This window comes from Thalassospira sp. TSL5-1 (genome assembly GCF_001907695.1).
Taxonomy (GTDB): Bacteria; Pseudomonadota; Alphaproteobacteria; order Rhodospirillales; family Thalassospiraceae; genus Thalassospira.
In genome coordinates this window covers 473,326-496,173 of record NZ_KV880637.1, presented here as the reverse complement: position 1 = coordinate 496,173, position 22,848 = coordinate 473,326, and the positions used below count along the sequence as shown (strand labels likewise).

Sequence of the window (22,848 nt, the reverse complement as noted above, 5' to 3'; positions counted from 1 at the left end):
ATGAATACGCCGATCAAAACACTTCTTGGCGCGGCCTTTGCCGTTGCTCTGGCTGCCACAACGTCGCTCAGCGCTCAGGCAGCAGACTATGAATGGAAATTCCAGTCGAGCGACAATTCCGGCACGCCGACCTTTGAAATCGATCAGGAATGGACCAAACGGGTCGAGGAAATGACCAATGGCCGCATCAAGATCGAATTGCTGCCCGTCGGCTCCATCGTTGAACATTCCGAAACCCAGGATGCGATTGCCGCAGGCATCCTCGATGGGCACATCACCGATGTCAGCTATTTTTCCGGCAAGGACCCGGCATTCAGCCTGATCGCCAACCCGATTGGTGCTTGGTCCGACCCGCAGCAAATGTTCCGCTTCATCAATTATGGGGGCGGCAAGGAATTGATGAACAAACTTGAAGAACCCTATGGCCTGCACTTTATCGGTGCGGTCACGCCGGGTCTTGAAGCCTTTGTGTCATCCGTCCCGCTAAATGGTGTTGCCGACCTTAAGGGCCTTAAGGTGCGTGCGCCCGAAGGCATGGTACAGGAAGTGTTTGCCGCAGCCGGTGCCGCCCCGGTGAATATTCCGCAATCCGAAGTTTATACATCGCTTGACAAAAAGGTTATCGATGCGGCGGATGCCACGGTTTATGCCACAAACTCGGCCATGGGCCTGAATGACATTGCCAAACACCCTGTTTATCCGGGCTTCCATTCCATGCCGCTGGTTGAAATATCGATGAACAAGGAAAAATGGGATGCCCTGCCCAAGGATTTGCAGGAAATCCTGACGGTTTCGGTGCGTGACCTGTCCCAGGACCTGGTGGCCCGCCTACAAATGAAGGACCGTGAAGCCGTGGCCAAGGATATGGCAAAGGGCGACATCGAAATCACCAACTGGTCGGATGAAGAACGCGCCAAGTTCCGCGCCATTGCCATGAAACAGTGGAAAAAGGTTGCCGAGCGTTCGGACAATGCCCAGGAAGTTTACGACACCCTGACCAAATACCTGAAATCCCAGGGTCTGCTGCAATAAGTCAGCCTGTTATCACCCCCGGTCCATTCTATGACCGGGGGTATTGCATTGCGATACCGGCGTAAACGACGTGCGCTTTCTGTCATACCCGGTCAATGCAACACCTTGCCATGCGCGTGCCCCGCTAAAGGAATGGTTTCATGACCCACACGCCTCATCACGACCCAGAGCTGCCGCTTGGTACCTCCGAAGGGAACGTGGCCGAACTAATGGATGATAATGCCCCGGTATTACCGGCGGAATCCGGCCTTTTGGGCCGTATCGTCAATCGGTTGGGCATCATTTTCGCTGTCGGTTTTCTGTGTTCGATGGCTGCCCTGATTTTTGAAATCTGCATGCGGCATATTTTTGATGCCCCCACCATCTGGGCCCATGAAACGACGACGTTTTTATGCGCAATGGGCTTTGTCTTTGCCGGTCTGTTTTGCGCCTCGCGCAATCAGCATATCCGGGTGGTGATTATTTATGACATGGTCGGGCCGGGGGCGCGGCGCGTGCTGAATATCATCATTTCGCTCATTTGCGCACTTTCGACCGGTTTTTTCAGTTTTGCCGCCTGGCTGATGGTCAAAAAGGCTGCCTTTGCCCCTACCGGCGACATTCGCCTGGAAACCAGCGGCAGCGCCTGGAACCCGCCCTTCCCCGCCATCATCAAAATTTTCATGCTGGTGGTGATGGCTGTACTGACGGTGCAGTTTCTGATCCTCGCCTGGAATTATTTCCGGCAAAAACCCGAAATCTCCGCCAGCGAAGCGCCCGCGCGCCGCTGATCGTTTCCCGCTTCATCTCCTGCGTCTTTGACGCATCAGGAAATTACCCCATGTTACATCTGCAATCACTGGGCATTGAATACGGCACGCTGGCGATGTTTGTCATGCTGATCGGCTTTTTGCTGACCGGCATGCCGCTGGCCTTTGTCACCCTGCTGGTCGCCCTGATTTTCACCCTTGGCTGGTTCGACAATGTGATGGTGGTACAGCTCATCACCAGCCGGGTTTATTCGTTTGTTTCCTCCTTCGTTTTTGTCTCCGTCCCCATGTTCGTCATGATGGCGGCCCTGCTGGACCGGTCTGGCATCGCGCGCGATTTGTTCGAGGCAATGCGCCTGTTTGGCGGGCGGCTCAAGGGTGGCGTTGCGGTTCAAACCATTTTTGTTGCCGTTATCCTGGCTGCCATGAGCGGCATTATCGGCGGCGAAATTGTTCTGCTCGGCCTGCTGGCGTTGCCACAAATGCTGCGCCAGGGCTATGACAAAAAACTGGCCATTGGGGTGGTTTGTGCCGGTGGGTCGCTCGGTACGATGGTCCCGCCCTCGATTGTTCTGATCATTTATGGCTTAACGGCCAATGTCTCGATCGGTGATCTGTTTACCTCGGCCTTTATTCCCGGCTTCATGCTGGCGGGCTTTTATGTCGCCTATGTGCTGTTTCGCTGCTATTTCGGCGATAATGTCGCCCCGCCACCACAGACCGAAAAAATCCCGACCTCCGAAAAGCTCCGCCTGCTCAAGGGCCTGTTCCTGCCCATCGTCGTCGTGATTTGCGTTCTGGGCTCCATTTATGGCGGGATCGCTTCTGTGACCGAGGCATCGGCTGTTGGCGTTGCCGGGGTGATTGCCTCTACCATCCTGCGGCGCGAATTTTCGCTCACCATGCTCAAGGGCGCGGCAATGCAAACCCTGTCCACCTGCGGCATGATCGTCTGGATCGGTATCGGCGCATCGGCCCTGGTGGGTGTGTTTAACCTGATGGGTGGCATCAAGTTCGTTTCAGGCATGATCACCGGCATTTCCGATGACCCCACCGTGGTCATTCTGGTGATGATGCTGATCCTGTTTATCCTCGGCATGTTCCTGGACTGGGTCGGCATTGCCCTTCTGACCATGCCCATCTTTGTTCCCATCGTAAAACAGCTTGGCTTTGACCCGGTCTGGTTTGGCGTTCTGTTTGCCATGAACATGCAGGTCAGTTTCCTCTCGCCGCCCTTCGGCCCGGCGGCCTTCTACCTTAAATCGGTGGCCCCGCCCGATATATCACTTGGCACGATCTTCCGCTCCCTGGCACCCTTTATTTGCCTGCAAATTCTGGCGGTCGCCATCCTGATCATCTTCCCCGGCATTACCGGGCGATAAACCAGCCACACAAAACCAACACCCAAGGCGGGCGTGCCAAGGCACCCCGCCTTGTTCATTTCGGCTTGTCATCCCCACTTTCTGGCTGCCAAATAATCACCACCTCTAAAATCGAACCTGCTACAATTAGAACAGCGAATCCCGCAGGATTTCTCGACATTCTGCGGCATTTAAAGAAATGGGACACGGCCATGACACGGATTACAGCCACCGAATTTGAAAAAGACATCAGCACATTCAGCAATACGGCGATCAGTGAACCCGTCATTATCACCAATCAAAACCGTGACCATCTGGTTCTGATCTCGGCGGAAGAATACCACCGGCTGACAGGCAAGGATCAGCATCGGGATGATGATTTCCAGGATCTTGTCCATCGTCGTGCAAACCACCACAAAGACACTCTGGTCGAATTGGCCAAACGGTGAGTCATCCCAAATGGTTGTCGCGCCAGAACGTCGAACATATTCATGAAACGGTGGTAAATCTGGCGGGTGGCTCACAAGGTTTACGTGATGCGTCCCTGCTGGAATCGGCGTTGGCGCGCCCCAAAAATCAATATGCCTATGGCGAGAGTGATACTTTTTAACTCGCTGCTGGCTATGCGGAAGGTATTGCCAGAAACCATCCATTTATTGATGGTGATTGCAATAGCCCGTCAAATCGAACCTGCTACAATATGATCATTCTTCCTCGTCCTCCAATAGTTGTTGTAGCTACCCTCTAAAATCGAACCTGCTACAATGCGTGAAGTTTCGTTATCAAGCGCGTTGTTGTTGTAGCTACCCTCTAAAATCGAACCTGCTACAATATGTGGCCGACGAAATCCGCGCCAGCCGAGTTGTAGCTACCCTCTAAAATCGAACCTGCTACAATAGGAACACCAAATCCCGCAGCATATTCAGTATGTTGCGGGATTTTTTTGAGTCAAAAACCAGCATTTTCGCCCGATTTTTCGCTGATTTTTTGCAAAAATGACTCATTTTTGATCGGTGGAAACCGGCAATTTTCATGCCGACTTACGACACATGGCCGTCAGTTTTACCGTGAGGTGGAAAGTGAAACGGGATGGATTGGGGACAGCAGGGGAGCGTTAGCCCGGATGGTGACATGGCGGTGGCGGGCGACGCCGTTTTTATCGAGCACCGTAATGTCATAAAAACCCGGCCCGTCGGGTTGCCAGCGCACATGGCGCTGCCACGGGTCGGAGGGTAACGGCACGCCATTGACCATCCAGACCAGGGGTCGTTCACCATTGCGGGCGCGCAAAACAAGGCCACGCAAGCCAAGGCTGTTTGCCATGAAAATGCTGTCATCGGCAGGGTATTCAATATCAAGCGCATTTGCCGCCTGAAAAACCGGATCGGCCTGTTTGATACCAAAATATTTAAGACCAATGGGGGCGGGATTTTGCCAGTCATTGGCGCTGGTATTTTGCCCCGGGTACGACAAGGGCGGCAGTTTTTCAAACACGGAAAATAACAGGGGGGCCGCACTGTTAAGCCCCGTCTGACCATTCACCGGCTCGCCCGATGCCCGCCCGACCCAGACACCGACCGTATAATCCGCCGTGTAGCCAAAGGCCCAGGCATCGCGATAGCCATAGGATGTGCCGGTTTTAAAGGCGATGGGGGCGGCATTACGGGTGGCATTATATGCTGCCTGTGCCCGGTAGCCATCGGGGCGCGGGGTATGTTGCAAAATACCCGTAATCCAGTTTTGTGTCCGGGATGAAAACATGTCCTGCGGACTGGCGCATGACTGCGCTGGCGCATTTTGCAGATATGTCAAAGGGCAGTTTTTACGATCCGTTGCCAGCCCGCGATAAAACTGCGTCATTTCATCGAGGCGAATGCCCGTACCACCCAGGGCAATGGCAAGGTTGGGCACATCACCTTCATGGGGCAGACGTAAATCAAGGCCATTATGGCGCATGGTTTCGCTAAAACGGATGGGTCCAAAGCGTTCGAGCACCTTGACGGCCGGAATATTAAGGCTAAAGCGCAGGGCATCGGCAATGCTGACCTCGCCTGCCTCGCCATGATCAAAATTGGCCGGTCGATAGCCGCCATCGGCAATGGCCCGGTCCCAGATCAGCGTTTGAGGGTGGGTTTGCCGGGCATCAAATGACAGGGCATAGATAAACGGTTTTAACGTGGATCCCGGCGACCGCACCGCCTGCGTCATATCGACAAAGCCGTGGCTGGTGCGGTCAAGATAATCGCGTGATCCCAAATGAACCCGCACCTTGCCGGTTTTGTTTTCCACCACCATCAGGGCCACGGAGCGTTGTGACCTGTTCCGCCCGCCATAATATTCCACCAGCTTTTGAATATCGCCCTGTAACCACGGTTCGATGGTGGTGGTAATACGATGCTGGCCGGGATGGGACGCCACCAACCGTTCCGCCAGATGCGGCGCCAGCATCGGCACGGGAAACTGCCGGTCGGGCAGTGGTTCGGCATTGGCTTCGTCATATTCGGCCTGCGTGATCACCTGCTCGCCCAGCAGGCGCCCCAGCACCTTTTGCCGGGCGGCACCGGCGCGGGTGGGAAAACGGTCTGGCCGCAGGGTGCTGGGCGTTTGCGGCAGAACGGTCAATAACGCGGCCTCGGCAATGGTAAGATGCGCCGGGTCCTTGCGGAAATAAATATTGGCGGCACTGCGCACCCCTTCAAGGCGCCCGCCAAACGGGGCCAGGGTGACATACATATTTAAAATATCGGTTTTGGAATAATGCCATTCCAGTTGCAGGGCGCGCAGAATCTCGATGCCCTTGGCAACAAGGGTGCGATCACGCGGCTCCAACAACCGTGCCACCTGCATGGTCAGGGTGGAACCGCCCGAAACGATATGCCCGGCCCGCAGCCATTGCCAGCTTGCGCGCAGCAATGCCGCCGGGTCCACGCCCCAATGGTGATCAAACCGGCGATCCTCGTAACTTTTTAAAAAGCGCAGATATTTGGGATCCACCCCCTCCACACGGGTTTGCAGGCGCAACAACCCGCCTTCGGTGGAGAACATGCGCAAGGGTTGCCCGTTGCGCCCCTCCACCACTGCCGAAATATGGTCCAACCGCGACAGGTTGGGCGGAAAGGCGCGGTCCAGCCCCCACAAAGCCAAAGCCAAAGCCAAAACCGCCCCCATCCCCAGCAATGCGCCGGAGATACGAACGGGTTTGTTTTTGCCCCATTTGGGGGCGAATGACAGCAAACCGCGCATATCCCGCAAGGCCTAATTCGCTGGTGAAACCACAAGGGAGCCCATAGCCCCCCGGGCAAAGTACGCCGGTTTATACATATCCTCGACAAACGGGGCCGGATGCACATAGTGCCCCGGTGTGACGGCGCGCACCACATAATACAGGCGGAATTTCGCGCCTTTGTCATCGCCATAACGGTCCGCCCCCAAATTCACCGCCGCGACGTAACGGTCGTCACGTTCGGCAATAAATTCGGTTGCCGACAGGTCATTGGGCGTAATCGACAGGCGTTTTCCCAGTTCGGGGAAGCGGGCATTGGCCTCGATCTCGAACCCGGCGGGCAAGAAATCCACCACCAATGCCCGGTGCGAAAGCCGGTCCTTTGCCGCGCCCGACAACACAACAATAAAGCGATCGCCGGTTTTCACTTGATCAAGTTTGGCGGGTTTACCCTCCATGTCAAAATACTGCCGCTGGATTGAAAGGCCCTGGGACGCCGCCGCCATTGGCTTTGCCGGAATGCCGGTCGCCGACCAGGTGACAAAGGCCGTGCCCTGCCCGGTATTTTCGATCCGGTAAGGTTCCTGAAGCTGTGCCGGTGTTAAGCCAACACGGTAGCTTTGCAGCGCTTGCGCTGGCTGGTCATTAACCCGCAAGGACAGGCTTTTGCCCGCCCCCGTTGCAATGGCGGTTGCCGCCTGCAACAGCCAGGCCTTTTCCTGCGTGCTGGTATAATGCTGGTTTTCGGCATCATCGGTGACCGTGGTTAACAGCGACAGACGTTCATTATCGCTGGCAAAAATGCCCGCTGGCAGGGTTAAAATCGCGGCAAGGTCGCGCAGTGGCGAACCGTAACTGTGGTAATAACGCTTATGATCACCGACAAAATAGGTGAAATTATCAAAGGTTAAGCCATCCACCGTACCGCCATTGATCACCCGTGCTGCCGCAAGCTGCGCCCAGGCCAGCGAGCCGATTTTACCCTTCAAAATCCGGGTGACTTCATAATCCAGTGCCGATTTTGAATAACGGTCATTGCGGGCCAGCACCAGCACCATATAGGCGCGGGCTTCGGGCGAATATTGTTCGGACCGCACCACATTCTGCATCCAGTCGAGTGCACTGTTAAACCGGGCATCAAGCACGTCATAACCCTTGGCCCGTGCGGTGGTCAGAAAATCAATCGCATAGGCGGTTAACCAGGGTTCGGCGTCGCTCTGGCGGTTCCAAAGGCCAAAGCTGCCGTCACTGCGCTGTTTTGCCAGCACACCGGCAATGCCATCGTGAATTTTGTCATCCAGGTTGTTTTCATCGAATGTCACCCCGGCAAACCGGTCCTTCGCATCGCGGAAGGAGAGTAACGGAAAGGCCCGACTGGTGATTTGCTCCAGGCAGCCATAGGGATACCGGTCCAGGGCCGTGATAAGATGTTGCACATCAATTGCCGGGACCGAAGCCAAGGCCACATCAAGCGATGCCGTTTCCGGGCGGAACATATCAAGATACGCGCTATCCAGATTAAGCACGTCACCCGCCGCCAGTTTTTGCTGACCAAAATTGGTGCTCCAGGCCTGGGCCGGGCGGACTTCCATATCCCACGACCGCACCTGATGATAACCATTGGGCCCGTCAATATTCAGGGTCAATTTGCCCTGCCCCACACGGTTAGCCGTCACATCAAAGCGGTTTTCCATCTGCTTGCCTGGGGCAAGATCGCCCTGCCAGCCCGGATTTTTCACCGTCAAAATATCGTTCGTTGCCAAACGAATTTTATAACTGCCATCCGGCCCGCTTAGATTTTGCAAACGCAGGGCAAAATCGGCCTGATCGCCCGGTGCCATAAAGCGCGGCGGCAGCAAATCGGCCACCACGGGCGCACGTACCAGCATGTTGGTCACACCACTCCCCATTGCCGTTTGGCTATAGGCCACGGCGAACACACGCAATTTGCCGTTAAAGTCCGGCACATCAAAATGCGCAACACCCTTGCCGTCGCCATCAAGCAGCACGGTATCGCTGGCAAGGGCGACGGTTTTAAACACCCGCGATGTCAGCGAGGCCTGGTTGCCATCGCCCATTTCATCACCGCCGGATCGCAAAACACCCAAATCACCCTTTAACGGCGCAATCAGGTGCCCATAAAGGTCATGATAGGACAGTTGCAATAATTGCTGGCCCAACAGCGCGTCTTCGGGTTTGGGGGCCTTAAAGCCGGTCAGGCGCAAAATGCCTTCATCGACGGCAAAAACATTCACCCGCACCTTTTCACCCGCGCCAATGGCCTTGCCCGTAACCATGACGGGCACATCCAGGCTGGTATCGGGGCGAATTTCGGCTGGTACATCCAGCCCGACTTTCAAAATCCGGTCCTGTTTGCCAAAGCTGACCCATTGTGCTGCAACGGAGCGCACCGGCCCCATCGCACCGGGTTGTTGCTGGTCCAGCCCGGCGCGATAGGCCGTTGCCAGCACATAGGCCCCATTGCCCCATTTCGGGTCTACCGGAATATGGAATTCCACCCCATCGCCCGACATTTCATAATCCTGGCGCCACAGCACATTTTTCTGCGCCACCGTTACCACCAACTGGCCCTTAAACGGCGCCTTGATGAAACCGTCAATCTGTCCGCTGGCATCAATATCGGTGGATTTAAGGCTCATATTCAGCTGATCCGGCCGGTCAGGCGATTGGCCGTTGGCCCACCAGCCCACACGGAAGGTATGGTCCGCCGCGCTGCCATTTATCGGGTCGCGCACCACCGCACGGTAATAGCCCCAATGGTCAAAGGATTGCGCGAAATGCACCTTGCCATCCGCATCCGCCGTGACATTTTCATGGCTTACCGGCACGTCATATTTATCGTAGCTCGATTGCCATTCGCCGTTTTGATAATACCAGTTATAGGTCCGTTCCTCTCGCACCCAGTCTATCACCAGTTTACGATGGGCAAGGGGCTGGCCCTTGGCATCTACCACAATGGCATCAAAGGGCGCATCCTGCCCATATGTCAGGGAATCGCCATCAAAACCGGGGCGGATGCCGACCAAACTGTCATTGGCCTGCAAAGGCAGGCTCAGCCGGGTGCGCGACGGGCGGCCATCAATATCGGCCACTTCCACATTCAAACTGACCTTTAGGGGTGACGATAAATCCACCCGTTCAAAGGCAGGCACCCTAAGGTCGGCATAGCCGCTGGCATTGCTTTTCACGCCATCAAAGTTTTTACGCACCTGGGCGACATCATCCTGCAGGCCGAAATAATAGTTTTTCAAATCGGCAAAGGGATGATGATCCACCTGCAAAAAGGCATTACCCCCCGCCATCAATCCACTGCCCGGCGCGCCAAACAGATAATCGGTTTGCACATCCAGTGGCATGGCCTGGTCAAAAACCATATAGGGGGCTGTGGTGCTGGCCTTGACCTCCAGCCGTTCGGGCACAAATTCCTCGACCTGAACCGACAAATCGCCAATCGGCGCACCGTTCGGGTCGCTATAGGCGGAAATATGCCATTTGCCCGTAGCCGCCGCATTGGCAAGGGGAATATCAAGCGTACCGCCCCCGGCATCATCGGGTTGCTGCACGGTTTTAAAGGCTTCCTTGCCATCAGGCCGATACAGCACAATTGTCACCGGCACGCCGGTTTGTGCGGCGGATAAATCATCGCGCAGCATATAACCCAAATGGATTTTTTCGCCGGGGCGATAAATCCCCCGGTCGGCATACAAATAAGTTTGCAGGGCACCGGGCGGCTCATGGCCCGCAACACCCCGATCCGACAATTCCAGCGGCGATTGATCAAGCGAGATAAAGGAAAAATCGCCATCCTTCGTTTCGGCGGTGACATACAGCGCCTGCTTGCCGCCCTTGCCCGCCAGCAATGATCCGGGAAAATCAGCCCAGCCCTCATCATCGGCAACGGCGGTACCCAGCACGGCATTGTTGCGTGCCACAAGGGTTACTTTTGCCCCGTCAACCGGCGCGGCACTGCGCAGGGATCGCACCTGAAGCGACAGGCCCTTCTCGCCGTTATAGGCCGACAGCCCCAAATCCGTGACCACCACCCACTGGGTCGGTTTGTTGCCCCAACGGTCATCATCATCGGGCGCACTTGCCACCAGAGCATACAGGCCCGGCTTAAAATCCTTCACCATTTCACGCAGCGGAATTTGCGTCACCACGTCCTGGTCGGGCACATTGCGCACATCAAGGGTCCCGGCCCAAACTTCCTCGCCGGTGCGATCCTGGATCGTATCCATGTCCCAATTATCAAGACGATGGGCAAGCAGGTTTGAGGTCAGGGTATTGACCAGATTGCGTTCGACAATGCGGAAAAACCGCAGCGCCACATGGTCCTGGTTCACCGTTGTAATCGGGATCACCGGGCTATCGCTTTTGGGCAGCACATAATTATTGGTGCCCAGCGTAATCTCCGCCTTGCGCGCGCCGATCGTCACATCCCGCGACACATCCTTTGCCAGGGCAAAATCAAAAATGCCCTTCAATCCCTTGCGCAAAGTGACTTTGGTGGTTTGTGAATGCGGCAGACCCATCAGGCACAGCTTGCCATTGGCAATGCGGGCGGAATAATCGCGCGCGGGCGACAATTCGATATAGGACCGCACATCGAGCGGCTGATCGGCACTTAGATCATGATCAAAGGCAAAGCAGGTTTCGCTCACGGCCTTATCTGCGTTGGTCGTGACCTTGGTAATTTTAATGTCCCCTGCCAGACTTGCCTTTATATCGGTAATACGGCCCTGATAGGCCTGTATCAGGCATTGCTGCGTTTCGGGGCGCAGGGCATCGGGTTTTTCATCCTTTTGCAATTTGCAGCCATTGCGCACCAGATGCAGCCAGGCCCGCTGGTCCGTTTGCAGGGCGTTTTTTGCCAGCTCGTCCAACGTGTTCAGGGCCTGCTGATAGGTTTGCGCCATTTTCACATCGAGTGCCGCCAGGTCGGCATTCTGGCACACCGCCTCTTCAATGGCGATGGATGCCTGCGCGCAGGGGAAACTGGTGGGGAAGGTTTCGCTGGCACGGGCCAGATTGGGCATTAAAAACGCAAAAATAAACAAACAAAGCGCGGCAAGCCGTTTTTGGCAGGGCATCAGGACCTCGATGTCGCAGGAATTGATCTGGCAGAATAAACAAACCAATGTAGAAAAACGGTTTTTTTACGGTTACGCAACACGCAAAAATTGCACCCTGCGGTTTTGGTCCCCTTTCCCCCGCGCCCAAACAAAAACGGCAGGGGCATGAAGCTGCCCCTGCCGCCCAAAATATTCGCCGACTGAGTGATCAGCCGTTGCGATAGAGATAACTATAGCCGTTAATCGCCGGTACACCGCCCAGATGGGCGTACAAAACCTTTGATCCTTTGGGGAAATAGCCCTTTTTGACCAGATCGATCATGCCCTGCATCGATTTGCCTTCGTAAACCGGGTCGGTCATCATGCCTTCGGTGCGCGCGGCCAAACGGATGGCGTCGTTGGTTTCATCTGAAGGCACCCCATAAGCCGGATAGGCATAATCATTGATCAGGGTAATATCCGCATCCGAAACGCCGCCTTCTAGTTCCACCAGATCGGCGGTTTTTTCGGCAATGGCCAAAACCTGCGCACGGGTTTGCTCTGGCGTTGCCGAAGCATCAATACCCACAACCTTGTTGGCGCGGCCATCGGCAGCAAAACCCACAACCATCCCGGCATGGGTCGAACCGGTCACGGTGCAGACCACGATATAGTCAAATTCAAAGCCCAGTTCGGCTTCCTGAGCGCGGACTTCCTCGGCAAAGCCGACAAAACCCAGCCCGCCATATTTATGCACCGATGCGCCCGCGGGGATCGGATAAGGCTTGCCACCTTTGGCCTTCACATCTTCAAGGGCGGCTTCCCAGCTTTCGCGAATGCCAATGTCAAAGCCTTCATCAACCAGCTCGATCTCGGCCCCCATGACGCGGCTCATCAGGATATTGCCAACGCGGTCATAAACCGCATCGTTAAACGGTACCCAGCTTTCCTGCACCAGGCGGCATTTCATGCCAATTTTGGCGGCAATTGCCGCGACCTGGCGGGTATGGTTGGACTGCACACCGCCAATCGTCACCAGCGTATCAGCCCCGGATTTAATGGCATCAGGAATGATATATTCCATCTTGCGGACTTTGTTACCGCCAAAGGCCAGGCCGGAATTGCAATCCTCGCGCTTGGCATAAAGTTCCACATCCCCACCCAAATGCGCGGATAGGCGCGGCAGGGCCTCAATCGGGGTCGGGCCGAAAGTCAGGCTGTATTTTTCAAACTTGCCGAGATTCATCTTTTTCACTTTTGCACTCCCTGTCTGGCAATCATGGCAGAGAGAATGCTAGCGATTATCGCATGAAAGGTGCTCTCAAAATTTACGCAAATTTTTCACACATTCATTCACATCGCGCAAAATATGTGGCTATATTTTCATAATCTGGATAATTTATGGAATAATCCATCATGGAACAGCCGCTCGACCGCATCGACCAGAAAATTCTCCGTCTGCTTCAAAGCGATGGCCGCATGGGCAATGCCGAAATCGCCAAGCGCGTCAATGTCAGCCCCGCCACCTGCCACCGCCGCATTCAACGGCTGTTTGATGACGGCTATATCAGTTCCGTTCGCGCCATGATTGATCCGAAAAAGGTGGAACGCGGTGCGCTTGTGATGCTCGGCGTGGTGCTGGACCGCTCCACCCCCGAAAGTTTCGCCGAATTTGAAAATGCCTGCCGCAAACTGCCCTTCATCCTCGACTGCCATCTGGTCGCGGGCGATTTCGACTATTTCCTGAAAATCCGCGTCAGCGACATGGCAAATTTCAACCACCTGCACGGCGACCAACTCATCGCCCTGCCCGGCATCCGCCAAACCCGCACGTTTTTCGTAATGAAAGAGGTGGTGGATAATGCGCCGTTGGCGTTTTGATGTTGCTAAAAAATCAAACCTTTAAACGCTCCTGTTTTTTTGCAACTTCTTGATCGAACGTTTCAATCTCACTTGCGTGTTCAGCTAAAAAAGGTGCGTCCTTAACTTTAGCATAAAGATTCAAAAGTCTTGTTTCAGCCCTCGCTAGAACTGTATCATAAAGCATTGGAGTAACTCGAACATTATCACCATGCCGAGTAACCTCGCCTTCACCACTTTCTATTTCTGTACCAAGAATGAAACCATCCACTTTAGTTCCAAGCTGAATCTTTCCTTTTTTCTTTAATTCTTTTATATATTTCCAAACTTGATCTTTTTCCGAACTCCCAAGAGCAAGACCCGTCGTCTTCAAATCGACAACAACCAGATGCCCAACGCCGTTCTCATTATAATCATCATCATAAGAATTCCGAGAGTAAAAACCAACACTGGAATCAAATCTAATTACAAAATCAGGCCTCGACCTGTTTCCTTTAGTATGCTTGTCCTTAAAAACTTCCCTAATAACGGTAGTCATACCTTTATTCGACGTGAATTCAATAGACTCAAACTGAGGCCCAAACATCCAAAGCCCCTTCTCGAACAACGGCTGCAACTCGTGGACCTCATCAACCCTATTTATTTGAACTTTCTCTTTTAATTCATGAATTATTTTTAAACGAGTTTGAATTTCATCCAAAACAATTTTGGCCATACCAACTGACCATCTAGTAAGAATGTCATGCAGCGCATCCAAATCATTGGGGTCTTGGTCATGCAAAAGCTCAAGCAATCCGTACTGAGAAGTGCTTCTTTCAAGATTTGCCAATATAGAACTCAAATGAACAACATCCTGTTCTCGCAAACTCGGACACTGATCAACAACTTCATTCACAAATCTTGAAACACGGTCCCTACTCAGTGGGGCAAGTCGACCAACATCACTACCGATTTTTTCAATCACAGAATTTTTTCGTGCGTCTTTCTCTGCAAAATTCACCCCATCAATAATCTCTTTAATTTTTCTTTGAGCAATATCCCGCGTTGCCAACCATGCTTGGTTATACTCAACAAAACCAGACCAATCTGCTTCAACCGCAGAAAAATCCTTCAAAAAATCTGCCTTAACAATAAAAGTAAACCTTTTTGCCTCGTTAGTCCTACCATCTAAAATACGCTCAAGATCACTTCCACTCCATCGACATTCGCCTACCGCACGACCAGAAACCCACCAAGCTATTCCATGTTGTTTCGTTGTTTTGTCAGCCTGCCTAGCATCTATATGAATAATTTCAATTTCACCATATCCAGGAACATCGACCTTCAACGTCCTTAAAAATTCTGAGGATAAATCTGAAAAAGTAACTCTTTTTTTATTTACAAAAACCTCAAAACTTGGGTTTGCGAGGAACCTACCACCTATTATTTCCCTCGCATCATCTTCAGAAAATTTTAGTTGATGAATCTTTCCAACACCTCGTATTTCAGTACCTCTCCATTGAACTCCTGAGGACTTTTTACTCAGATCCTCAACAACCAAAGGGTTGCTAGGGGTTCGAGAAACACGACAGACAAACTCTTCCCCATCTTTTGCTGACTTAACAATATAAGCGTCAGAAAAGCAAAATGCCGCAAAACGCCCTTTGCCATTTCGACCAAAAACCGACCGAGGATTTCCAGTCTGCCCAGCTGGAGGCAAGACCGAATCCCCTCCATGAGCTAAACGGTTGTAAGACATAGTCTTCCAGATGAACTCAAACTCCTCCCTGGTCATCCCTCTTCCATTATCAACAATAGAGAAATGTTGATTATTTTTATAGTTCGAACAAATAATATCAACTTTAGTAGCATACGCATCCCAAGAATTAGCCACCAACTCGACCAAAGCTGTACTTGGAACAGAAATAATAGAACCAGCCCAACTCTCAAGAAATCTCTCGTCATAAAATAAATCAGACTGCTGCATGTTTCTCCCCCTTAAAAGAACATATGCAAAATTCACCCGTAAATATAAACACAATATGGATATAGAAAACAAACAAAAAGGCGACCCCAAACCGGAACCGCCTTTCACATTTTAGCTTCCAGTTAATTCCGGCAATCAACCGCCAACCGGTGTGCGCATCGTCACAAATTCCTCGGCGGCCGAGGGGTGGACGGCGACGGTTTGGTCGAACTGGGCTTTGGTGGCGCCCAAACGCACGGCAATGCCGATGCCCTGAATGATTTCGGCGGCATCGGGGCCGACCATGTGGGCGCCCAAAACCACATCGGTGGTTTTATCGACGATCAGCTTCATCAGGGTCTTTTCATCGCGCCCGGAAAGGGTGTGGCGCATGGGCTTGAAGGTAGAGCGGTAAATTTCGACATCGCAGCCCTTGGCGCGGGCTTCCTGCTCGCTTAAGCCCACGGTGCCAACGGGGGGCTGGGAAAAGACCGCTGTCGGGATGGCCTGATAGGTCATGTGCCAGGGCTTGCCGCCATAAACCGTATCGGCAAAGGCCATGCCTTCCTTGATCGCAACCGGGGTGAGCTGCACCCGGTCGGTCACATCGCCCACGGCATAGATGTTATCGATGTTGGTTTGCAGGCCCTTGGTGATGATAACCGCACCCTTGTGGTCGGTTTTTACCCCGGCGGCATCCAGCCCCAGGCCCGCCGTATTGGGCGCACGGCCAGTGGCAAACATCACGGCATCAACCACCATGTCGCTGCCTGTCGTCAGGGTCAGTTTCAGGCGGCCATCGGCCTGTTTTTCAATCGCGCTAACATTGGTTTCAACCTGAAGGTCGATGCCCTTTTTAATGATTTCGGCGGCCAGATGGTCGCGAATGTCGCGATCAAAGCCCCGCAAAATCTGATCCCCGCGATAGAGCAGCGACACGTCCGACCCCAGACCGGCAAAAATACCGGCAAATTCCACCGCAATATAGCCGCCGCCGACAATGGCGATGCGCTTGGGTTGGTCTTCCAGGTGGAAGGCTTCGTTTGATGTGATGGCATATTCGATGCCGGGAATATCGGGCACGGTGGGATGACCACCCACCGCAATCAAAATACGTTCGGCGGTAACGGTTTTATCGCCAACCTGAAGGGTATGGGCATCCTTGAACACGGCACGGTCTTCAAACAGGGCCACGTCGGACCCGGCCAGCAATTTGTGATAAATGCCGTTTAAGCGGTCAATTTCCTTGTCCTTATTGGCAATCAGGGTTTGCCAGCTAAAGGTTGGTTCGCCGGGCAGTGTCCAGCCATAGGCGGAGGCATCCTCGAAATCCTCGGCGAAATGGGCACCGTAGACCAGCAGTTTTTTCGGCACACAACCGCGAATGACACAGGTGCCACCCACCCGGCTTTCTTCGGCAATCGCAACCTTTGCGCCATAGCCCGAGGCTACACGGGCTGCGCGCACACCGCCCGACCCGGCCCCGATCACAAACAGATCATAATCATAGTCTGACATTTATATTCATCCTTGCGTTGAATAATCTCCGCTACATGGGGCCAAATGTAAGGATGTCTGCGGCAGAGTCTAGGACAGAGTTTTCAATTGTCGAAAACAGCTTTGTGATGCGCAACCAGCAATAGCGTTTTGCCTGCATTGTCCTATATAATCAGACGAACAGTATGAATGCCCCACACAGGAAGAAACAAATGAGCGACGCCCGTTTTTCCCAAGATCCGACAGATGCGCGCTATCAGCCAGGACAGCAGGCATTTGCCGAAGAACGCAGCGGCAATACGGCCATTGTCTGTTACGGGCTGATGATTGCGACCCTGTTTACCGCCTATGCCACCGGGCTGATTGCCCTGATCGTGGCCTATGTCGCACGCGAGGATGACGGGCACTGGACCAACAGCCATTACACCTTTGTCATCCGCACCTTCTGGATCAGCATTCTCTATGCCATCCTCACCGGGATTGTGACCTTTTTTGTCTGGTGGATCCCTTTTGTCGGCTGGGCGGTGATGGGGCTGATGGGTCTTTATACCGCGGCGTGGTTTATTGGCCGCAATGTGATTGGCCTGCTGCGCGCGCTGGAAGGCAAACCAATAAACGATCCGCAAAGCTGGTTTTTCGGCTAGGCATTTCCGTCCCGGCCTTTCTGGGGCGATTGCTTTCCGGGTTTCGTGTGGCAGGAGGATTGCACCGGCCACGCGCCCCCGTTAAAGTCGCGCTTGCGGGACAACAATCACAGGGACAAACAGCCTTATGAACGAGACAGCAGGCACCAAAATGCGCTGGGAAGATTTGTTATCGGCCCACAGGCTTGCTGTTCGTGACGGGAGTGTTTCCCTGCCCGAGGGTCCGGCCCGCCCGGCAGCCGATGGCCGCAGCCCGTTTCAGATTGATGTGGACCGGGTGATTTTTTCATCCTCCTTCCGGCGTCTGCAAAACAAAACCCAGGTTCATCCGCTCTCGGATAACGACCATGTGCATACTCGCCTGACCCACACCATCGAGGTCGGCTCCGTCGGGCAGTCGCTGGGTTTGATGGCGGGGGCGCATATCGCCCGGCAACTGGGCGACAATAGCCCGGTCACGGTGGCCGATATTGGCTATATGGTGCAGGCGGCCTGCCTGGCGCACGATATTGGCAATCCGCCCTTTGGTCATTCCGGCGAGGATGCGATCAATGAATGGTTCAAAACATCGCGCCTGGCAAAGGAAGAGCTGACATCGCGCCTGTCCGGCCCGGAGCTGGAGGATTTGCGCCATTTCGAGGGCAATGCCCAGGGCCTGCGCATTGTCAGCCAGCTTGAAATGATGCGCTTTGAAGGCGGGCTGAACCTGACTTACGGCACGCTGGGGACCTTCATCAAATATCCCCGCGCCACCAGCCTGTCCGCGACGCATACCGGCACTTATACCGGCCTTAAAAAGCCCGGCTATTACCAGGCTGAACGCCATATCGCCCAGGCGATTGCCAAAGTATGCGGCCTTCTGCCCCATGAGGGGCTGGATGGCGCATGGCGGCGTCATCCGCTGGTTTACCTGGTCGAGGCGGCGGACGACATTTGTTATTCGGTCGTGGACCTGGAAGATGGCTGGGAGCTGGGCTGTGTGACGTTCGAGGAAGTTGAACGTGCCCTGGCCCCGATTGCGCGACACCCCGACAAATATGACGGCGATGCCCAACAACGCTGGGAAACCCTGCGCGGCGAGGACTGGTACAAACAGAAATCCGAAAATGACCGCATCGGCTTTTTGCGCGGCAAGGCGATTGGCAATCTGGTCAAGGCGGCGGTTGATGCCTTTATCGCCCATGAGGATGAATTGCTGGCCGGAAGGCTTGAGGGCGACCTTCTGGCAAATACGCCGCTGGGGACGGATGCCAAATATTGCAAAAAGCTGGCGGTGCAGAAAATCTATAACGCCCAGCATGTCCTGCCGATTGAAATTGCCGGGTTCGAGGTTATTCACGGCCTGCTCGACAGTTTTGTGCGGGCTGCCATTGATATTGAAGAACATAAAAACCACGGCAAACGCCTGCCGCCACAGGCAGACCGCATCGACAAACTGCTATCGGGCAAGCTCAAGGAAGCCAACGACCTTTATGGCCGCCTGATGCGGGTGATGGATTATATTTCCGGCATGACAGACCGCTATGCCGTCACCCTGTTTCGCAAATTACAGGGCATCACGATCTAGGCCTGAACCAGGCAAGCCCCCATATCCGTATAGAAAGGCAGACTTTTCAATACGGGTTATGTCATGGGAACTTTGCGCGTCATTCTGGGCGACCAGCTTTCGGAAACCATCAGTTGCCTTGCGGGATGTGATCAATCCCGCGATGTGATTTTGATGTGCGAAGTGTGGGATGAAGCCACCTATGTCGCCCATCATAAAAAGAAAATCACCTTTCTGTTTTCCGCCATGCGCCATTTTGCAGCTGACTTGCGCAAGGCGGGCTATCGCGTTGATTACATCAAACTTGATGACGCTGAAAATAGCGGCTCCTTTAAGGGCGAGGTCAAACGCGCCATTGCCCGGCACAATCCCGATCGCATCATCCTGACCCATCCCGGTGAATATCGCGTGTTGCAGGATGCGAAAAGCTGGCAAAAAGCCTTTGGCCTGCCGGTTGAGATTCGCGCGGATGACCGGTTCCTGTGCAGTCTGGATGACTTTCGCGACTGGGCGAAGGATCGCAAGCAATTGCGCATGGAATATTTCTATCGCGAGATGCGCAAAAAACACGGCATCCTGCTGGAAAACGGCAATCCGGTGGGTGGGCAGTGGAATTTTGATGCCGAGAACCGCAAACCACCCAGGGAAGGCCTTGATATTCCCGCCCCGCATCACTCGCGACCTGATGACATTACCCGCGATGTGATTGATCTGGTGGAAAAACGGTTTGCACACCATTTTGGCGACGTAAAGCCGTTTCATTTTGCGGTGACGCGCCAGCAGGCGCTCAATGCGCTCGATCAGTTTATCGACCAGCGCCTGTCACAGTTTGGCGATTATCAGGATGCCATGATCCAGGACCAGCCCTGGATGTTTCATTCCCATCTGGCGTTTTATTTGAATTGCGGGCTGTTAATGCCGCTGGAATGTCTTCGCGCGGCGGAAAATGCTTATTATCGGGGCGATGCCCCCCTAAACGCAGTGGAGGGTTTTATCCGCCAGATTTTGGGCTGGCGGGAATATGTGCGCGGTGTTTACTGGCTGAAAATGCCGGGTTACGCCGATGAAAACTTTTTTGAGGCGACCGCGCCCTTGCCGGAATTTTACTGGTCCGCCAACACCAAAATGAACTGCCTGCGCCAATGCGTGCTTGAAACCCGCCAAAACGCCTATGCCCACCATATCCAGCGCCTGATGGTTCTGGGCAATTTTGCCCTGCTGGCCGGTGTTTCGCCGGCGGCGGTCAATGAATGGTTTTTAATTGTTTATGCCGATGCCTATGAATGGGTGGAAATGCCCAATGTTAGCGGCATGATCCTGTTTGCCGATGGCGGCTTTCTTGCCAGCAAACCCTATGCGGCGGGTGGCGGCTATATCAGCAAGATGTCAAACTATTGCGAAAACTGTTCCTATCAGGTCAGCAAGAAGAACGGCCCCAAGGCCTGCCCGTTCAATTACCTCTATTGGGATTTTCTGGCCCGCAACCGCGCCAAACTGGCCGACAACCCGCGCGTGGGCATGATGTATAAAACCTATGACCGCATGGGACAGGATAAAAAACAGGCCATCACCGATGACGCCAACCGCTTTCTCAAAAGCCTGTCATGAAGAAAAAAGCCGACCTGCCGACCAAAACCTGCCCGGTCTGCCAGCGCAGCTTTGCCTGGCGCAAAAAATGGAAAGATTGCTGGCCGGACGTCAAATATTGCTCCGAACGGTGCAGACGGGGACGATCGAAGGAAAATACAGCCTTACCGTAAGCCTCAAAGGACTTGCAACTTGGCGAACCAAAGCGACCCATATAGGGTAGACGACAAACCGCAAACTTGAGATATACGCCTGCAAACAGAGCAGGCCAAAAAGGTGACGGAGCAACATGCGCGCCCATAAAAACGACGGACATTCTATTTATCATGGCGATGCACTGGACGTGCTGGCAAATGAAATTGAAGACAATTCCGTTGATCTCGCTTTTGCAGATCCCCCCTACAATATCGGCAAGAGATTTGGCGATTTCCATGACAAATGGCCGTCTGACAAGGCATATGCAGAATGGTGTGAAAAGTGGCTGTTGCTCCTGATCAAAAAATTGAAGCCAAGCGGCTCGCTCTATGTCATGACCAGCACCCAGGCAATGCCCTATCTCGATATTTTTCTGAGAGACAAAATCGAGATCATGAGCAGGATTGTATGGTCGTATGACAGCTCTGGCGTTCAGGCGAAGCGTTATTATGGGTCAATGTATGAACCCCTAATATTTGGCGTGAAAAACCCAAAGCAATATACATTCAATTCAGATGATATTGCTGTTGAGGCAAAAACAGGTGCAAAGCGGAAGCTCATTGATTACCGCAAACCCGTACCTGCCCCTTACAACAGCAAAAAAGTTCCGGGAAATGTATGGGATTTTGCCCGTGTCCGGTACCGGATGGAAGAGTATGAAGAGCACCCAAGCCAAAAGCCGGAAGCCCTTTTGGAACGCATAATCCTGGCAAGCTCGAATAAAGGGGACATTATACTGGATCCGTTTGCCGGAACCTTTACAGCCTCCGCCGTTGCCAAACGGCTTGGCCGACGCAGCATCGGCATTGAGAGAGAGCAGGCCTATATTGACATCGGCCTCAGACGGGTTTTGGGATTAAGCGAGTTCGAGGGTCGCGCACTATATCCCCCCAAAAAGAATAATAGCAGAAAAAACGCAAACGGCGTAAAAGGCGGTTCATCAAAAGATATAAAACCGGAAAACAATCAGGATCTATTTCATGTCGTTTATAAAGCATGACTTCACTGATAAAATCATCGATATCCTGAACAGTTATTTCCCAGGCATGGGCGAAGAGTTAATCGAAGCAAGCCCTCTTCTAAAATACTTAAACATCAAGACTAAAGCCGCTAATCGCGGATCAAAATCACGGGCCAGCTTCGCTAATATTTATGCGATTTACGTTCTCTCAGAAGATTATATCAACAATGGATTTGAAAACAAAACTGATTATTCACGTTATGAAGGCGCTCAATATTCAAACCTACTCAACAGACAACGACAATTACCCTTCGGCAGCAAGCTGCAAAACCACGCCCTGAATAGCCGACTGAACGAAGAATTCCGAAAATATTTTCCGACAGAAGAAGAAAATCCCATTATTCGCGATATTAATACGAACAGATACTGGATCAACGAAAAACTAATTACACCTCAAATTTCGAGAAGAGACTTTAACATCGCCCGACCCATTCTCGATATAATTCAAAAGTATGTTGATGAGAGAATGAAATCATTCAACTCATTTATGGAAGAATGCAGGAAAGTTCTTGAAATCACCAACAAAGATGACAACTCAGCAATTGAATTTATAATAAACCTACTTAGACCAAATGTTGATGCAAGAATTTTTGAAATCGTAAGCTATGCGATACTAAAACAATACTATATAAATCACAAAATATATTGGGGATTTGAAAAATATGATTTAAAAGAAGAAGAAATCAAACTATATAAAACGGGCAGAACAAATGCCAATGACGGCGGCATTGATTTCGTGATGAAACCATTAGGGCGATTTTTCCAGGTCACGGAAACCGTAGATGCAGGGAAGTATTTTCTTGACATTGACAAGGTCCAGAGATTCCCGATTACATTTGTGGTAAAAACAAATGAACGACCAGAAACCATCAGAGAACGAATAAAACTTCAAGCATCAATGAAATACGGAATTGAAAGAATCGTAAATCGCTACATGATCTGCATCGAAGAAATCATTAACATCCCCAGATTAATTGAATGCTTTGATGAGGTGCTTTTGCGAGAGCAGCAGAGATACGTTTTCAACGAAATCGTACTTCAAAGCAGATTAGAATTCAACATGGAAGAGGAATAAAATATTTATAAGATCAAATTTTCCAGGCATTTCCTTCTGCC

At 52.7% G+C, this 22,848-nt stretch carries 17 protein-coding genes and 1 CRISPR repeat array; of the genes, 12 read left to right on the top strand and 5 right to left on the bottom strand.

Going from position 1 to position 22,848, the window contains the following annotated elements; translation table 11 throughout:
* The 5 genes from LF95_RS02320 to LF95_RS22895 all read left to right on the top strand — a co-directional run bounded on the left by LF95_RS02320 (position 1) and on the right by LF95_RS22895 (position 3,752).
* Complete coding sequence (locus LF95_RS02320; protein ID WP_073953500.1) at positions 1 to 1,032, top strand: TRAP transporter substrate-binding protein; 1,032 nt, start codon at positions 1 to 3, stop codon at positions 1,030 to 1,032.
* Between the two features lie 140 nt (positions 1,033 to 1,172).
* A complete protein-coding gene (locus LF95_RS02315) occupies positions 1,173 to 1,802 on the top strand; it encodes a TRAP transporter small permease subunit (RefSeq protein WP_083607467.1) in 630 nt (209 codons plus the stop codon).
* Positions 1,803 to 1,852: 50 nt separating this feature from the next.
* The gene (locus tag LF95_RS02310; protein WP_073953499.1) at positions 1,853 to 3,163 is read left to right on the top strand and encodes a TRAP transporter large permease; all 1,311 of its coding nucleotides are present in this window, start codon (positions 1,853 to 1,855) and stop codon (positions 3,161 to 3,163) included.
* Positions 3,164 to 3,354: 191 nt separating this feature from the next.
* Positions 3,355 to 3,591, top strand: coding sequence for a type II toxin-antitoxin system Phd/YefM family antitoxin (locus LF95_RS02305; RefSeq protein WP_073953498.1), 237 nt, complete (start codon positions 3,355 to 3,357; stop codon positions 3,589 to 3,591).
* Positions 3,588 to 3,752: a hypothetical protein gene (locus tag LF95_RS22895; protein ID WP_168173645.1), complete on the top strand. Its 165-nt coding sequence runs from the start codon at positions 3,588 to 3,590 to the stop codon at positions 3,750 to 3,752. The genes LF95_RS02305 and LF95_RS22895 overlap by 4 nt, the downstream gene beginning before the upstream one ends.
* 53 nt (positions 3,753 to 3,805) lie before the next feature.
* A CRISPR array of direct repeats spans positions 3,806 to 4,040; the repeat unit is 37 nt; unit sequence GTTGTAGCTACCCTCTAAAATCGAACCTGCTACAATA.
* A gap of 164 nt (positions 4,041 to 4,204) precedes the next feature.
* Here LF95_RS22895 and pbpC read toward each other — a convergent pair.
* The 3 genes from pbpC to LF95_RS02290 all read right to left on the bottom strand — a co-directional run bounded on the left by pbpC (position 4,205) and on the right by LF95_RS02290 (position 12,683).
* Positions 4,205 to 6,385, bottom strand: coding sequence for a penicillin-binding protein 1C (gene pbpC, locus LF95_RS02300; protein ID WP_073953497.1), 2,181 nt, complete (start codon positions 6,383 to 6,385; stop codon positions 4,205 to 4,207).
* Positions 6,386 to 6,397: 12 nt separating this feature from the next.
* A complete protein-coding gene (locus LF95_RS02295) occupies positions 6,398 to 11,422 on the bottom strand; it encodes an MG2 domain-containing protein (RefSeq protein WP_168173644.1) in 5,025 nt (1,674 codons plus the stop codon).
* A 244-nt stretch (positions 11,423 to 11,666) separates the two neighbouring features.
* Entirely contained in the window at positions 11,667 to 12,683 is a 1,017-nt protein-coding gene (locus LF95_RS02290) for a 1-aminocyclopropane-1-carboxylate deaminase (RefSeq protein WP_073954777.1), read from the bottom strand.
* Positions 12,684 to 12,853: 170 nt separating this feature from the next.
* Between LF95_RS02290 and LF95_RS02285 the strand changes: the two genes are divergently transcribed.
* Entirely contained in the window at positions 12,854 to 13,318 is a 465-nt protein-coding gene (locus LF95_RS02285; protein ID WP_073953495.1) for an Lrp/AsnC family transcriptional regulator, read from the top strand.
* Positions 13,319 to 13,331: 13 nt separating this feature from the next.
* Here the strand turns inward: LF95_RS02285 and LF95_RS02280 are convergent, their stop codons facing one another.
* Complete coding sequence (locus LF95_RS02280; protein WP_073953494.1) at positions 13,332 to 15,263, bottom strand: ATP-binding protein; 1,932 nt, start codon at positions 15,261 to 15,263, stop codon at positions 13,332 to 13,334.
* Positions 15,264 to 15,398: 135 nt separating this feature from the next.
* Positions 15,399 to 16,760 (bottom strand): glutathione-disulfide reductase, encoded by a 1,362-nt coding sequence (gene gor, locus LF95_RS02275; RefSeq protein ID WP_073953493.1) that lies wholly within the window; start codon positions 16,758 to 16,760, stop codon positions 15,399 to 15,401.
* Positions 16,761 to 16,951: 191 nt separating this feature from the next.
* Here gor and LF95_RS02270 point away from each other — a divergent pair, with 191 nt between their 5' ends.
* From LF95_RS02270 to LF95_RS02245, 6 genes are all read left to right on the top strand, one after another.
* Positions 16,952 to 17,383 carry a DUF4870 family protein gene (locus LF95_RS02270; RefSeq protein ID WP_073953492.1) on the top strand — a complete coding sequence of 144 codons (432 nt, stop codon included), beginning with the start codon at positions 16,952 to 16,954 and terminating at the stop codon, positions 17,381 to 17,383.
* Between the two features lie 127 nt (positions 17,384 to 17,510).
* Positions 17,511 to 18,950, top strand: coding sequence for a deoxyguanosinetriphosphate triphosphohydrolase (locus LF95_RS02265; RefSeq protein WP_073953491.1), 1,440 nt, complete (start codon positions 17,511 to 17,513; stop codon positions 18,948 to 18,950).
* A 63-nt stretch (positions 18,951 to 19,013) separates the two neighbouring features.
* Entirely contained in the window at positions 19,014 to 20,537 is a 1,524-nt protein-coding gene (locus LF95_RS02260; RefSeq protein WP_073953490.1) for a cryptochrome/photolyase family protein, read from the top strand.
* A complete protein-coding gene (locus LF95_RS02255; RefSeq protein WP_073953489.1) occupies positions 20,534 to 20,689 on the top strand; it encodes a DUF2256 domain-containing protein in 156 nt (51 codons plus the stop codon). Before LF95_RS02260 ends, LF95_RS02255 begins: the two co-directional genes overlap by 4 nt.
* A 116-nt stretch (positions 20,690 to 20,805) precedes the next feature.
* A complete protein-coding gene (gene yhdJ, locus LF95_RS02250) occupies positions 20,806 to 21,711 on the top strand; it encodes an adenine-specific DNA-methyltransferase (RefSeq protein WP_073953488.1) in 906 nt (301 codons plus the stop codon).
* Entirely contained in the window at positions 21,692 to 22,807 is a 1,116-nt protein-coding gene (locus LF95_RS02245) for a restriction endonuclease (protein ID WP_073953487.1), read from the top strand. The genes yhdJ and LF95_RS02245 overlap by 20 nt, the downstream gene beginning before the upstream one ends.
* Positions 22,808 to 22,848 lie beyond the last annotated feature (41 nt).

Bases quoted from the DNA above. Each gene is read 5' to 3' on its own strand.
- LF95_RS02320 (WP_073953500.1), top strand. From the start codon at position 1: ATGAATACGCCGATCAAAACACTTCTTGGCGCGGCCTTTGCCGTTGCT.
- LF95_RS02315 (WP_083607467.1), top strand. From the start codon at position 1,173: ATGACCCACACGCCTCATCACGACCCAGAGCTGCCGCTTGGTACCTCC.
- LF95_RS02310 (WP_073953499.1), top strand. From the start codon at position 1,853: ATGTTACATCTGCAATCACTGGGCATTGAATACGGCACGCTGGCGATG.
- LF95_RS02305 (WP_073953498.1), top strand. From the start codon at position 3,355: ATGACACGGATTACAGCCACCGAATTTGAAAAAGACATCAGCACATTC.
- pbpC (WP_073953497.1), bottom strand. From the start codon at position 6,385: ATGCGCGGTTTGCTGTCATTCGCCCCCAAATGGGGCAAAAACAAACCC.
- LF95_RS02295 (WP_168173644.1), bottom strand. From the start codon at position 11,422: ATGCCCAATCTGGCCCGTGCCAGCGAAACCTTCCCCACCAGTTTCCCC.
- LF95_RS02290 (WP_073954777.1), bottom strand. From the start codon at position 12,683: ATGAATCTCGGCAAGTTTGAAAAATACAGCCTGACTTTCGGCCCGACC.
- LF95_RS02285 (WP_073953495.1), top strand. From the start codon at position 12,854: ATGGAACAGCCGCTCGACCGCATCGACCAGAAAATTCTCCGTCTGCTT.
- LF95_RS02280 (WP_073953494.1), bottom strand. From the start codon at position 15,263: ATGCAGCAGTCTGATTTATTTTATGACGAGAGATTTCTTGAGAGTTGG.
- gor (WP_073953493.1), bottom strand. From the start codon at position 16,760: ATGTCAGACTATGATTATGATCTGTTTGTGATCGGGGCCGGGTCGGGC.
- LF95_RS02270 (WP_073953492.1), top strand. From the start codon at position 16,952: ATGAGCGACGCCCGTTTTTCCCAAGATCCGACAGATGCGCGCTATCAG.
- LF95_RS02265 (WP_073953491.1), top strand. From the start codon at position 17,511: ATGAACGAGACAGCAGGCACCAAAATGCGCTGGGAAGATTTGTTATCG.
- LF95_RS02260 (WP_073953490.1), top strand. From the start codon at position 19,014: ATGGGAACTTTGCGCGTCATTCTGGGCGACCAGCTTTCGGAAACCATC.
- LF95_RS02255 (WP_073953489.1), top strand. From the start codon at position 20,534: ATGAAGAAAAAAGCCGACCTGCCGACCAAAACCTGCCCGGTCTGCCAG.
- yhdJ (WP_073953488.1), top strand. From the start codon at position 20,806: ATGCGCGCCCATAAAAACGACGGACATTCTATTTATCATGGCGATGCA.
- LF95_RS02245 (WP_073953487.1), top strand. From the start codon at position 21,692: ATGTCGTTTATAAAGCATGACTTCACTGATAAAATCATCGATATCCTG.